The sequence below is a fragment of the Pelosinus sp. IPA-1 genome (assembly GCF_030269905.1).
Lineage (GTDB): Bacteria > Bacillota > Negativicutes > DSM-13327 > DSM-13327 > Pelosinus.
On the sequence record NZ_BSVC01000004.1, the window covers coordinates 284,459 to 298,180 of the forward strand.

Genomic DNA, 13,722 nt, shown 5'->3' on the forward strand with positions numbered 1-13,722 from the left:
GGCGATTACTTAGATGAATTTACAACATTTTATAAATTAATGTTCTTCTCTGTTTTGCTTCTCCTAAAGTACTGCTGCATTTGATCAATTAAAAAATACACTAGTGGAACAATGATTAAAGTTAAGAAAGTGGATGTTATTAAACCGCCAATAAGTACTACGCCCATTGAAGAGCGTAATTCGGCACCCGCTCCTAAACCTAATGCCACTGGCATCATACCAAAAATCATGGCCATTGTAGTCATGAGAATTGGTCGCAATCTTAAAACTCCAGCTTCGACCAAAGCATCCTGGATTGACATACCGTTATTACGTAACTGTATTGTGTGATCAATTAGCAATATCGCATTTTTCGTAACTAGGCCCATTAACATGATAATACCAATTAAAGACATCATATTAATTGTTTTACCTGAAATCAAAAGGCCTAGAACGGCACCAACAAGTGAAAAAGGTAGTGATAGCATAATCGTCAAGGGATGGATAAAGCTTTCAAACTCTGCAGCCAGTACCATATAGATAAGTACAATAGCTAATAGTAACGCTTTACCAATTTCTTTGAAAGAGTCCTGCATCATCTGCGCTTGTCCTACAAATTTATAGGTATAACCTAAGGGCAAATTGATCGATGGAATAATTTCTTTAATCTTTGTGAGAACTTCACCTGTAGATACCCCTACTGTATTTGCATAAACGATAACTTGCCTTTGTCGAGACTCGCGGTCAATTTGGGTAGGTCCAGATGAAAACTTTACGTCAGCAATGTCTGCAAGCCGGACAAATCCGCCCGTTTTAGATGATATTCGTAAGTTGGCTACATCAGACATACTTAATCGATTGCTAGGCTGCATCTGCACACGAATATCATAATCACTGTCTGCTACATTGTATTGATTCTTAGTTGTGATTCCGAGAAATGCCATCTGAATGACCTCCCCGGCAATAGTGCTATTAATCCCTAGCTCAGCTGCTCTGACAGGGTCTAATTTAACTTGTACTTCTGGTTCAGATTGGTCACTTGAGATATCTACATCTGTTGTACCAGAAATTTGTTTAATGGCTTCTGCTAAATCAAAAGCACTACGGTTTAAGACCTCTAATTCAGGTCCCCTAATGCCCACCTGGACAGGGCGAGAATCCCCTCTACCTATACCTTGGTTAGATTGTACTGCAACCTTTAAATTTTTGACTGTGCGGAATTTGATTCTTAATTGATCCATGATTTGAGACATAGATCGCGATCTATCAGCACTGTCGATTAGTCGTATACCAATGTTTACTTTATTTAATTGCCGGTTTGTGCCAATCAAAACAAACGCAGATTCTAGTTCCGGAATAGATAATACTTCTTTTTCGATTGGCTCTACAAGCTCCTTCATTTTTTCCATAGATGTGCCAGAGGATGCAGTTAACATCACGTTGAACTCTCCAGAATCGTAAGTAGGCTGAAACTCAACACCTATAAACGGCAATAAAAGTCCGTTAAGGAACAAGGACAATACAGCTAATGCAACTAATTTCTTCGGACGTTTTAGGGCCCATTGAAGAATTAATTTGTAGTTATCTCTTAAGGAAAGGAAGCCAGTCTCCCAAACATCAAGGATTTTTTGCAGCCAACTCCAGCGGCTTTGTAGTGATTCACCATGATTGTTTTTTAGCCAGTAAGCGGCTAAGGTAGGAGTTAAAGTAAAAGCTACAAATAAGGAAAAAGCTACTGCAAAAGCAACGGTAATACCAAACTGTTTAAAAAATTGGCCTATGATTTCGCCCATATTACCTACAGGAACAAACACGGCTAAAATCGATAAAGTAGTAGCAACTACTGCCAAAGAGATTTCAGTAGTACCGATTCTAGCAGCCTCCATAGGTGATAGACCATCTTCCATATGACGGAAGATATTTTCAATGACAACAATAGCATCATCAATCAAAATCCCTACTGCTAAACTAAGCCCCATGAGTGACATATTATTAAGAGTAAAGCCCATTACCTTCATAGCAAAGAAAGTCGCTATGATAGAGGTTGGGATGGCAATGGCTCCAATCATTGTTGCACGAGTATTTTGTAAGAAGAGAAATGTAATTACCACTGCCAATAAGCCACCAAAGAGTAGTGATACCATAACATCTTCCACACTACTACGAATATACTTGGAGCTATCTCGGACAATAGAAACTTTAATATCTTGTGGTAAGACATTCGTCTGCATGTTTTCCATAGCCCTTTTTACTCGTTCTGCCACATCTACTGTATTTGTACCGGATTGTTTTTGCACAGAAATAATTACACTAGGTGTACCATTTGTATGTGCGTAAACACGTTCTTCGGCCCAGCCATCTTCAATTGTAACAACGTCCTTTAAGGTAATAAGACGGCCGTCTTGATTTGCTACAATTATATTCTTAATCTCATCTACGCTTTTATATTTGCCCATTGTACGTACCGTTAATTCGGTACCTTTTTCGTTTACTTTACCACCAGGAGTATTTAAGTTTTGGTCATTAATTGCATCACGGATTTGTTGGAAAGAAATATTATAAGATTCTATTTTTTTAGGGTCAATAAAAATATGAATTTCCCGATCCGTGGCACCAAAAACGTCTACTTGCGCTACTCCGTCCATGCGTTGTAATTCATCTTTTACAACATCAATGGCCAATTTACGTATTTCACCACGACTACGAGTATCAGAGGCTAAACTAAAATAAACAATGGATTGCGCCGTAATATCGAAACGTTGTACAACAGGTTCGTCAATTTGATCAGGTAATCTTTTACGGACCCCTGCCACTTTTTCTCTAATCTCATTAGCCGCTAATTTGGGATTTGTTCCAAACTCAAATTCTAAAGTGACTTGAGAGGTACCTTCACGAGAAACTGAGGATAAAGATTTTATTCCGGAAACGGAACTAACTGCGTCTTCCACTGGTTTAGTAATTAGGCTTTCCATTTCTTCTGGTGAAGCACCTGTGTAAGTTATGGTTACAGTAACAATAGGAAACTCAACATCTGGGTTTAAATCAATTCCCAAGGTAGGATAAGCACCTAAACCAAATACTACGAGTAGCATAACGATCATCGTAGTAAATACAGGCCGCTTAATAAATGTATCAATCATTTAGTTTCCACCCTCTTTGCCACTAGGAGCAGTTATAGTGGAACCATCTTTTAATTTATTTTGTCCTGCAATTACAATGCGTTCACCATCGTTTAAGCCTGCTAATACTTCAGCCCAGCCCTCACCTACATATCCTAATTTTAGAACGCGTTGTTGGACTTTATTTTCATTTGTTACCACATAGACTGTCTTTTGATCTTCACGCATGACTAATGCACTTTCAGGGACAACTAATGCATTTTTATGGACTGTACCAGGAATTACTATTTTACTAAATAAACCAGGTTTCAATATCCCAGAAGTATTAGGAATTGTAATTTCTGCGGTAAATGTTCGAGCTGGCAAAGTAGCTGCCGGAGAGATACGAGTGATCGTTCCGATGTATTCCTTATCTTGTAAAGCATTTACTATGATTTTAACTTGTAAGCCAACTGCAATTTCACTAAGTTCAGATTCACCAAGTGTAGCCTTACCCAATAAAGATGAGACATCAGCGATACTTACGATTTGTGCACCAGCTTTTGCATATGAGCCAGCTTGTATGTAACGTTTTAAAACAATCCCACTGCGCGGTGCTATAATATTTGCATTGTCTAAACGAGCCTGCAATAAAACAACATTACCTTCTGCTGAACGTACTTGTCCAATCGCTAAATCTCTTTTTGTACGAGCTGTATCTAATGATTGTGCTGATACAGCTCCTTGATTTGCTAGCGCCTGTGCTCTAGATAAGTCTAATTCGGCTTGTTCCAAACTTGCCTGATTCGAAAGTAAATTACCTTCGGCTTGCATAACTTGTGCTGCTAGCTCATTCGTATCAAGCACACCAATTATCATACCTGCAGTTACAGTATCCCCTTCATCAACGTAAAGTTTATCAACTCTACCATCTACTTTAGGCGAAATATCTGCATTCCATAAGGGTTCAAGATTAGCTGAAAATGTTAAAGTAGGAGTAATGTCTCGTCTTGTTACTACTCCTGTTTCGACGGCTGCGCCACGTCCTTGGGAACCTTTGATTGCACGTTCTTTGTTGGCGGAAACATTGTCATAGATTCGGTATGAGATAATACCTAAGAAAGCGAGTACTACGAAACCTGTAATAAAGAGAACCTTTTTCTTTTTTGCATTCACTACTATAACCTCCATAAAAAGTTGCATATCCTTATAGTTAATTCGATTTGAATGAATATGTTCCTGTTTATTAACTAAAAAAAATAAGTAATAATTTTAATTATTACTTATTTTAAAATCTAGCATATTTTATTGGGAACTGTAATTTCTTTTAAGACACGAATGACAACATCTTCAGGAACTTGCTTACAGATACTGACCTGCCCAATCTCATTCAGCAATACCCAATTAATCTTATTATCAACTACCTTTTTATCTCTATATAAAAGTGCAAATAATTCGGTTATGTTACATTCAGGTGCAGATAATGGTAATTTGAATTTACTAATAGTATCTTTTAAATTGGCAACAGTCATCTCACTGCACAAGCCAAGATATTTGCTAATTAACGCTGCACCATACATGCCAATGGCTACAGCCTCGCCGTGATTATAGATGGAAAAGCTCGTATTAGCCTCAATAGCATGGCCAATTGTATGCCCAAAATTTAAAATAGCTCGCAATGAGCTCTCTTGCTCATCTTGTTCTACCACCCTGGCCTTTATTTCACAAGATCTACGGATAATTTCGGTTAAGGCATCTGGCTCTTTGTCCAAAATTTGTTGTACATTATTATTCAGATACATAAAGAAGTTTTTATCCGCGATGACACCGCATTTAATGACTTCTGCTAGGCCAGTGAATAACTCTCTATCGGGTAACGTATGCAGGCAATCAATATCAATTACTACAGCTTTGGGTTGATAAAAAGCACCAATTAGATTTTTCCCTAGGGGATGATTAACTGCAACCTTTCCCCCGACACTTGAATCTACTTGCGAAAGCAATGATGTTGGTACTTGAATAAAAGGAATACCTCTAAGATAAGTAGCTGCTACGAAACCTGATAAATCACCAACTACTCCACCACCCAATGCAAGTATAGTTGAATTACGGTCAAGCCCTAAAACTATGGCTTTTGTGTACAATTCCATAGCTGTATCGAGGCATTTTGAGTGTTCCCCTGGTGAAATACAATGTAGCTCTACGATAAAACCAGATTGCTGTAATTGCTTTTTTAGTTCCACCCCATAAAGATTTCCTACATTCTGATCTGAAACAATTAGAACTTTTTGATTTACTTTCATATTTTGCATAAGTGTAGCAATTATTTTCTTGTTTGCCACATCAATAAAGATTTTGTAACTTCTGTTTCCTAAATTTACATTAACTTCTGCCACGCAAATAACCTCCCTGCCGTAAAAAAAACATGATTTCGTTAATTACCTGTTGTGGTGAACTATTACTCGTATCAATATGACAATCTGCTTTCTGATATAGTTCCATCCGCTCTTTCAGTAACTTATTAACAATTTGCTCTCGTTTTTCAAAATCATCAAGTAATGGACGAGTATTGCGTCTACCCGTTCTTTCTAGAATGGTTTCGGTAGAAGCAGTGAGGGCGATAATAACACCATTTCGTTTTAAACGAACCATATTCTCGGTTGATAGCACCACACCACCACCAGCTGCAATAACAGTACTATTATAGTGGGATAAGCGAGCGATCATTGACCTTTCTTGTTGTCGAAAGTATGTTTCGCCGTAAGCATTAAAGATTTCACGAATGCTCATACCATTTTCATATTCAATTTTCTTGTCGCTATCAATAAAGGGGCGACCTAGGCGATTGGCCAAGAGTCTACCAATCGTTGTTTTCCCTGTTCCCATAAAACCTATCAATACAATATTTTTCATCATATTACCTACAAACTCGTTGGTAACAGTTATTAATCGTTATATCAATTGACAATTCTTTTGATGCTTGTCTATAAAGTCTACCTATAGTAATAATTTTTGTCATAGTAATTCACCTCAGCGAAAAATAGAGAAAACAATAAGACAAGCGATGTTGTTATTAATATTGCGTGATTAAATTTCACTATTAATAACAGCACCGCCTGTACTTTTTTCAAGGCTTGTGTATACTATTTTACTATATAATTGTAAATATATCTAAAGTTATTTCAATTATTTTTAATATCTGTAGTTTTACTGCTTTCAGAAGGTACTCCATAACTATAAATTTTAGCTGAAATTTTACTTTCTAAATTGTTTTTACCTGCTTGCATAGAAATGGTATTTACATTTATAAAACGCAATTCATTTTCAAGTTTATTTAAAAAGTTCATAGATTGTGTAAACGATCCACTTATCAGTATTTCAATAGCGTATTCCTTATAGCCTTCTTTATTAGTTGTTTGCGTTGGTTTGACATGACCAAGATGTACACCGCATCCCTTCGATAATTGCTCTATTTGTATAAGGAAATTACTAATATCAGGATTATTCGGCAGCATTGCATCAACATAAGTAAACTTTTTATCTAATTCTAACGCAAATTGCTCAACATTTGGATGGAGTAACAAAAAATCCTCAATTACTTTTACTTTTTGATGTTCTATATTAGATTGTGCTGTTAACTCTTCGATTTGACTCCATTGAGGCAAAAGTAAAAAGGAATATAATAGCCAAGTTGCAGCTGCTACACTTGCGATAAACAAAATAACTTTACCTTTATTTGATGTTTTATTCCATGAAAAAGACTTCATTATTGTATCCCCTTAAACTTTACCGATATTTCAAATTTAGCTATTGATAAAGTTGCATCACTTTCAACCTTATTCAAAATTGGTTCGGTAAAAATAGGATCATTCTCTAAATTTCTCATTAATTGGGCTACAGCGGGATAGGCTTCTGCTGAACCTTTAATATAGACGACACCTTTATCCGTATTGACTAAATCAGTAAACCATAACTCCTGGGGTGTTATAGTTACTAAATGTTGTATAATTGAATACCAGGTGCTACGTTCTTTTGTTAAGTTCACTACTAAATTATTTTTTTTATCCAATAATTGTTGCTTGGCATCCATATTAATCATCTGGATTCTTGTTGGCTGCAATAATTCATATTGGGTACGAGTGGCTTGCAGTTCTTTTTCAATACTCCAGATTTTATAAGTATTATAACAATATAAGCTACTAAACAGCAAAAGTAGTAAAAAAACAGATATAAATAGCAATTGCTTTATTGGCCATTTAGGTTGGCGCTCCTTAAAAGGTAATAGGTTAATGGTATTCATCGCTCACCTCCTCTTAAGGATAAACCAATTGCAGTGCCTAATTGAGGTGCTATTTGTTGTAAGTGAGTTTTATCAAAAGAGGACGGGATCTCCAATCTTACCAATGGGTCATGCAATACGATCGGTAAATCTAACTGTGTGGCCAAATAAGGAATCAAGTTATTCATCTTTGAACCACCACCTGTAATATACATTTTATCAATAATTGCTGCGTTATTTTGTAATTGGTAGTATTCAGCAGTGCGACGTATATCTCTACAAAACTCAGCTAATAGTAACTTTAGTTGATGATTTATCTCAGCATCTTTTTCAGTCATATTATCGTTAATCAAATCAAACTGTCCTTGTTTTACTTGCTCTGCTTCAGCATCTGTAAGCTCCTCTACTTCCATAATTACCTCAGTCATGCGTTCTCCGCCAATCGGGATATTGCGGATTACAGCAGGGCTACCATTTTGAAATATAGTAACTTGAGAAATCATTTTTCCAATATCAAGTACTATCGCATTTTCAGCATTTATAAAGGTACGATATAAAGCCAGTGGTTCAACATCAACTGCGACTGGTACTAAGTCAACACTTCTAATAATAGTCGTAAGACTATTAATTAGCTCATGAGGAGCAGCCACTAACAAAACCTTTATTTCCGTTTCGATATCACCCTTACCTACTATAGAAAAATCAAAATAATAGCTCTCAGGAGCATAGGGTATATATTTTTCTAAATCCCACTTAATTGCTTCTTGTAATTCTTCTTTCGTCATAACAGGGAAAACCAATTCTCGTGCAAACATTCCTCGTCCACCTACTGCGATAACAACATGTTTACTAGAAATTCTGATAGTGGCAAGCAATTTACTAAGAATATCACTTAAAAGGTAACTGTCAAGGATACGTCCATCTTCAATAACTTTTGGCGGTAAGGTTTGAATACCAAAGTTTTTTAAAATAGGGTTTCCTTTCGTCCATCCGATTTCAACGACTTTTATGGCACCTGTACCAATATCAATGCCAATTGTATTTGAGTTCTTTTTTAATAAAAAACTTTCGATCTTTTTCCACATAATACTCACCTATTTTTCCGAATGATGGGGCTGCTTTTTCACTATTTTAATGGCTTGGGTAAGAGCAGATACGACATCAACGTGGAATTGTTGGTCCAATGAGCTTAATTTAGTATAGGTTTCACCCGTAGAAGTCGCAACATAACGAGTCGGCAAAGCATTCAAAGCTAAAGCGGCAATATCATACTGGCACCGTTGGCAAGTACACATAGCAGGGTCTGCTTGAAGAACAATCGCAAGTTTTTCCATAACTAGTTTTTCCATATAATTTTTAAGTTCCATTGTACACATCTCCTTAATAATCCCAAATAATCTCAAAAGGACTTGCTTTGTCAGTCGGTAGATTGAAAAATTGTATAATATTGTTATCATAAATAACTTTGGCATTCTCTACAGTAAGCTTTCCACCAACAGAAATACAGCCTGTAATTTCTGCACTCGTATCAATTTGCCCATTACCTTTCGCTAATAAGATAGCTTTGTTTAGGATAGCATGATCTGAGATGATAATATTTCCACCTGCAACTATCATAATATTGCCAAGCATTTGAGATTTTGTATCAATTATAAAATTGTTTTTCACGTAGATTAAACCGTTTCCTAGTAAGTAGCTATTATTTTTCATAATAAAATTGTCATTTGCAAATGATAGGTTATCAGTTAGAGTATAAGTTTGTCCATCAAGAAAATCAGGTAAAAGGCTACTATTCCTATAGTCATTTTCATTGTAAGCAGGTATTTTGATAATTGGTACATTATAGTTTATCATACCATTTATTGTTGTTTCATTGTAACTTATTTTAGTAGAATCCCTAATAAATATATCACCGATTATTTCACAATTTTTATTCAAAGTAATGTTGTCATTACTACGGAGTGATCCAGTAATAGTAGCGTTCATAACATTTAAATTGGTATTAGAGAATAAAGCATTATTAAAAATGCTATTGCTCGCTACTGGCAAAAGTATCTTCACATTAATTTGGCGCTTTGCTTTATTAACTGTTCCAATGGATCGAATGAGGCGTACATTTTTGTTAGTAGTTTTAGAATCCGGTCCTATTTTAACATTATAACTTCCAATTGGTGATAACGTACCAAGAATTTCGGACGTGGTTATAAAATCCTTGCTCTCAGTTTGACCTTTGAATTCATCATCTATTTTTAGCTTGGTAATAGCCCATTGTATTCCAGCCTCAGCTACGTATTGTGCAGCAACTCCATCTCGATGATTCGTTGCTACTTCCAACTCTATTCTACTGCGTGTCATCATACCAATGCCTATTAGTCCTAATAACATCATAGCAATAATTCCTAACAATGCTGCTGAACCTCGCTCATTGTTCATTAAGCATGCCACCTTTATTTAGCGGATAACAGGCTGTATGAAGCAGCTTTTTTTCTCCAGTATTCTCGTCAGTTGTTTCTAAAGTTATCATTACCGCTTTTGGATTTTCATTCTCCGGATAAGCAAGAAATTCTAAGTTGGTTACAAAATTTTCTGTTATTGGATTGCGAGAAATACCACCTGCAGGTTTTGTCTTAGTTTTATCTATAATAATATATATGGTTTTGGAATGAGTTCCGCCACCTAATTGAAAGGTGTTATTTTCCCCACTTGGTTTGGTAATAAGTAAAGAGGATTTACTCTTAAAAGTGATTTGTTGAGCATAGCGTATTTCTCGACCTATACTATCCATTGCTAGGCGTGCCGTTTGCTGAATATTTTCTTGATCTCTATTAAATATCCAAAGTCTTAAAGATTCGGAAAACAAATCTGCGATACCAGAAAGTAACATAAGCAATAGCGTGATACTAATTAATAATTCTACGAGAGTCAATCCATCTTGTACAGTAAGGTATGCTTTTTTCATGGAACACCACCTCTTTTGCTAACAAAATGCTATTAGTTAAGGGTAGGATAAAATGCAACAAATTGTAGATTGCACTCCCTATTCCACTCCTTCCAAGAAGCAATAATATTCACCTGCACAAGATGACTGTCTAGTGTAGATAAAGTTGCTTGTGAGGTCAATGTGTACTTTGATGGTGGTAGTAAACGATTTCCTTGCCACGGTATTTGACAAGGCAGTGCAAGCTCTGCCCAATATTCAGGAGGTTTAGTTTTTAATAATTCCAATTGTTGTTGTATTAGATTCGCAGCACGGGTATAATCAGCAGCTTCAGCACTGGTCTGTATTGATTGCGTAAACAAACCAGAAATTGGTACTAAGGCTACACAGACAAGAAAAATTGCGATTATCACATCAGCTAACATGAAACCCCGATTTTCTTTCAGAACATTCATCTGAGTACCTCCCCCTTATTCTTCTGGCTGCGTACTTATAGAGCTACTAATACGCACTCGTCCCGTGACTGGCGCAAGAATAACATACTTCGACTCTTTTAGTTTAGGGCTATATAGAGTAACTGATTGCGCACTATTTTTAGGTGTTCCATTCAAACTAAAGGAAATAGAAGAAAACTGTCCAGATAAATTTACTGATGGTGGAAAAGCAACTTTTTTTATTCTTTGGGTATTCGCAGTAATATAATAGCCCTGCGGAACCGTATACTTAAAAAGTAATACGTAAGCAGTCGTGTCTACACCCGAGTTTATAGATATTTGCTGAAGCCAACGAATGTCTGCAACTAATTGACGAGCGCTATTCTCAAGCTCTTGTTTTGCTAAGGATTGGCCAATTGTTGGCACTGCCATACTAGAAAAAATGCTGAGTATAGCAATACATAGCAGGAGTTCAATAAATGTTACACCTCGTTGCATAGGATATAGCCACCTTATTATAATCGTTCCAAATACCAAGTAATAATTTGGTTACCGTATAAGGTACTAACTAAGGCACCTAAGGCAATAAAGGGACCAAAGGGTATAAAATCCTTACGGGTTTTTAATTTAAAAGCTAATAATAATAAGCCGCCTACACCACCAAATATAAAAGATAATAGTAAGGTTAGTAGTAAGTATTCCCATCCCAACCAAATACCAAGAGCTGTAGCAAACTTAATATCACCGCCTCCCATGCCACCACGGCTGACTAGGGCAATTAAAAGCAATATTCCACCACCAAGTAAACTGGCGCTAATCATGTCCCAGATTTCTAGGCTATTTGTCCACAAATTTATAACAACACCAGCCCCAAATAGCCATAGCAAAACTTTGTCTAAAATAAGTTGGTGATCATAATCAATGAAAGTAATAACAAGTAAAAAAGATGTAAGAATAAGGGCTTTCAAAAGTTCTAGGGAAACTCCAAATATATAAAGGCACCAGACAAAGAGAATTGCTGTCAATATTTCTAAGACAAAATAGCGTGATGAAAAAGTAACACCGCAATAGCGGCAGCGACCGCGAGATAGAAGATAACTAAGGAAAGGAATTAGATCCCATGGTTTAAGATGTGTATTGCACGTCATGCAATGAGAAGAAGGTGTAATGATAGATTGGTTTTGCGGTAAACGATAGATGCAGACGTTGACGAAGCTACCGATAATAAGACCAACCATTATGATTATTAAAGTGAGCAACGCTATTACTCCTTTATAAAAAATATCTACTAATTTTTGTACTTAGAGATACAAGAGGACGTGTCCCCTTGTATCTAGTATGCTTATAGATTATTGTAGCCTAACTAGGAGTTATACTTGATGTTCCATTTGATGTGTATGTTTTTGTACCAAAGGTAGATGTCACTTCACCAGTAGTTGTATTAACTGTATATGCACCTGCAGTGGCAGGTGGAACAGGAACCTCGGCAAGTAGATTTGCCGTTTTCAGTGTGGCCAAAGTGCTCACATATGCACCGTTTTGTGAAAAGTATACTGCTTCAGCACTAGCAATAGTACGTAGATCGGCCTGAATTTTAGCAACTTTAGCTGCATCAGTTGTTCCAGACATTTTAGGTACAGCAATTGCTGCTAAAACTCCAATTATGGCAATAACTACCATCAACTCTACTAGAGTAAAACCTCTCTGATTCCTCATCTTTTGTCTTAATTTAATTAACATATACTCACCTCCTTTCAGCAAAAAGATTATAAAGCGCCAACATTTGTTATGACATCAAAGAGTGGTATCATGATAGAAATCACAATTAAACCAATGACCACTCCTAATCCCCCAATAATTACAGGTTCAATTATGCTACTCAGACGGCTGATAACATCATCAATATCATTTTCATAAAAATCGGCAATCTTTTCTAGCATTTTGTCTAATGCACCACTTTCTTCGCCAATGGAAACCATCTGTATCACCATAGGAGTGAAGACCTTACTTTGGGCTAAGGTTGCGGCTAGTCCCATACCTTCTTTGATACCACTTTGTGCTTGTCCTAAGGCTCTCGTCATACTAAGATTACCAATGGTTTTTTGAACCACTTCTAAGGCAGTAATGATAGGTACGCCACCATGGAGTAAGGTACTTAAGGTACGACTAAAGCGAGCAATACCAACTTTTCGAGACAACATACCAACAACAGGAATCTTTAACGTTAAGGCATCTACGTATTGGCGCGTATCTTCTCGCTGATAGGCAATCTTCAGACCATAACCGCTAGCAATAGCGATTATTAAGAGAATAGGAGCATAATTACGCAGGAAGGCACTTATTGCTAATAAGATACGAGTTAGTAAGGGCAGCTCCATCTTCATATTGTCAAACATTTGTACAAATGTGGGTAAAACAAAGGTTAGGATAAATACTACAGATAAAACTGCCATAGCACTTACAACTGCAGGATAGGTTAAAGCGGATTTGATTTTTTCATTGATTTTGTGTTCTTTTTCAAAATGAATCGCCAAGCGGCCGAGTACATCGTCGAGTATCCCACCAACCTCCCCTGCTTCTACCATGTTAATCATAAGGCCAGGGAAGATACGAGGGTGATCCCCTAGGGAACGAGATAATGTTTCTCCCTCTTTAACTTTTTTATAAACATCCTGGAGGGCTTTTTTCATTCGCAGATGATCAGTTTGTTCAATGAGCACATTAAGACATGACACTAGAGGTAAACCTGCATCGATCATTGTAGAAAATAACCGACAAAAGATAGCTATTTCTTTTAGACTAATCCGCTGTAAGTTATCGATAAAATGGCGTATTGCACTAGTGTTGCCTTCTTCTTTGATCTGAGTAATAAAATAGCCTTTTTCACGAACGTGCAGGGCTACTGCATGTTCGCTCTCCGCCAAAATACTGCCTGTCAGCACTTGTCCATTACGGTCTTTGGCTCTGTAGGCAAAGTTTATAGCCACTCACAAT

15 protein-coding genes are annotated in these 13,722 nt (G+C 36.7%); all 15 read right to left on the reverse strand.

Going from position 1 to position 13,722, the window contains the following annotated elements; all coding sequences use genetic code 11:
* Nucleotides 1-29: 29 nt before the first annotated feature.
* On the reverse strand, nt 30-3,119 hold the full coding sequence (locus QSJ81_RS11120; protein WP_285717458.1) for an efflux RND transporter permease subunit: 3,090 nt from the start codon (nt 3,117-3,119) through the stop codon (nt 30-32).
* Nucleotides 3,120-4,253, reverse strand: a complete 1,134-nt coding sequence (locus QSJ81_RS11125) for an efflux RND transporter periplasmic adaptor subunit (RefSeq protein ID WP_285717459.1) — start codon at nt 4,251-4,253, stop codon at nt 3,120-3,122.
* Nucleotides 4,254-4,372: 119 nt separating this feature from the next.
* Nucleotides 4,373-5,473, reverse strand: a complete 1,101-nt coding sequence (aroB, locus tag QSJ81_RS11130) for a 3-dehydroquinate synthase (RefSeq protein WP_285717460.1) — start codon at nt 5,471-5,473, stop codon at nt 4,373-4,375.
* Nucleotides 5,460-5,990 (reverse strand): shikimate kinase, encoded by a 531-nt coding sequence (locus tag QSJ81_RS11135; RefSeq protein WP_285717767.1) that lies wholly within the window; start codon nt 5,988-5,990, stop codon nt 5,460-5,462. The genes aroB and QSJ81_RS11135 overlap by 14 nt, the downstream gene beginning before the upstream one ends.
* A 269-nt stretch (nt 5,991-6,259) precedes the next feature.
* A complete protein-coding gene (locus tag QSJ81_RS11140; protein WP_285717461.1) occupies nt 6,260-6,844 on the reverse strand; it encodes a type IV pilus inner membrane component PilO in 585 nt (194 codons plus the stop codon).
* Nucleotides 6,844-7,377 (reverse strand): PilN domain-containing protein, encoded by a 534-nt coding sequence (locus QSJ81_RS11145; RefSeq protein ID WP_285717462.1) that lies wholly within the window; start codon nt 7,375-7,377, stop codon nt 6,844-6,846. The genes QSJ81_RS11140 and QSJ81_RS11145 overlap by 1 nt, the downstream gene beginning before the upstream one ends.
* The gene (gene pilM, locus QSJ81_RS11150) at nt 7,374-8,441 is read right to left on the reverse strand and encodes a type IV pilus assembly protein PilM (RefSeq protein WP_285717463.1); all 1,068 of its coding nucleotides are present in this window, start codon (nt 8,439-8,441) and stop codon (nt 7,374-7,376) included. Before pilM ends, QSJ81_RS11145 begins: the two co-directional genes overlap by 4 nt.
* Nucleotides 8,442-8,450: 9 nt before the next feature.
* A complete protein-coding gene (locus QSJ81_RS11155; protein WP_285717464.1) occupies nt 8,451-8,723 on the reverse strand; it encodes a late competence development ComFB family protein in 273 nt (90 codons plus the stop codon).
* A 13-nt stretch (nt 8,724-8,736) separates the two neighbouring features.
* Entirely contained in the window at nt 8,737-9,789 is a 1,053-nt protein-coding gene (locus QSJ81_RS11160) for a hypothetical protein (RefSeq protein ID WP_285717465.1), read from the reverse strand.
* The gene (locus QSJ81_RS11165; protein ID WP_285717466.1) at nt 9,779-10,315 is read right to left on the reverse strand and encodes a PilW family protein; all 537 of its coding nucleotides are present in this window, start codon (nt 10,313-10,315) and stop codon (nt 9,779-9,781) included. The genes QSJ81_RS11160 and QSJ81_RS11165 overlap by 11 nt, the downstream gene beginning before the upstream one ends.
* A gap of 32 nt (nt 10,316-10,347) precedes the next feature.
* Complete coding sequence (locus QSJ81_RS11170) at nt 10,348-10,749, reverse strand: type IV pilus modification PilV family protein (RefSeq protein WP_285717467.1); 402 nt, start codon at nt 10,747-10,749, stop codon at nt 10,348-10,350.
* Nucleotides 10,750-10,764: 15 nt separating this feature from the next.
* Entirely contained in the window at nt 10,765-11,226 is a 462-nt protein-coding gene (locus tag QSJ81_RS11175) for a pilus assembly FimT family protein (RefSeq protein ID WP_285717468.1), read from the reverse strand.
* A 17-nt stretch (nt 11,227-11,243) separates the two neighbouring features.
* The gene (locus QSJ81_RS11180) at nt 11,244-11,987 is read right to left on the reverse strand and encodes a prepilin peptidase (RefSeq protein WP_285717469.1); all 744 of its coding nucleotides are present in this window, start codon (nt 11,985-11,987) and stop codon (nt 11,244-11,246) included.
* 100 nt (nt 11,988-12,087) lie between these two features.
* Complete coding sequence (locus QSJ81_RS25700) at nt 12,088-12,468, reverse strand: type IV pilin protein (RefSeq protein WP_352230880.1); 381 nt, start codon at nt 12,466-12,468, stop codon at nt 12,088-12,090.
* Between the two features lie 26 nt (nt 12,469-12,494).
* The gene (locus tag QSJ81_RS11190) at nt 12,495-13,715 is read right to left on the reverse strand and encodes a type II secretion system F family protein (RefSeq protein WP_285717470.1); all 1,221 of its coding nucleotides are present in this window, start codon (nt 13,713-13,715) and stop codon (nt 12,495-12,497) included.
* Between the last annotated feature and the right edge of the window lie 7 nt (nt 13,716-13,722).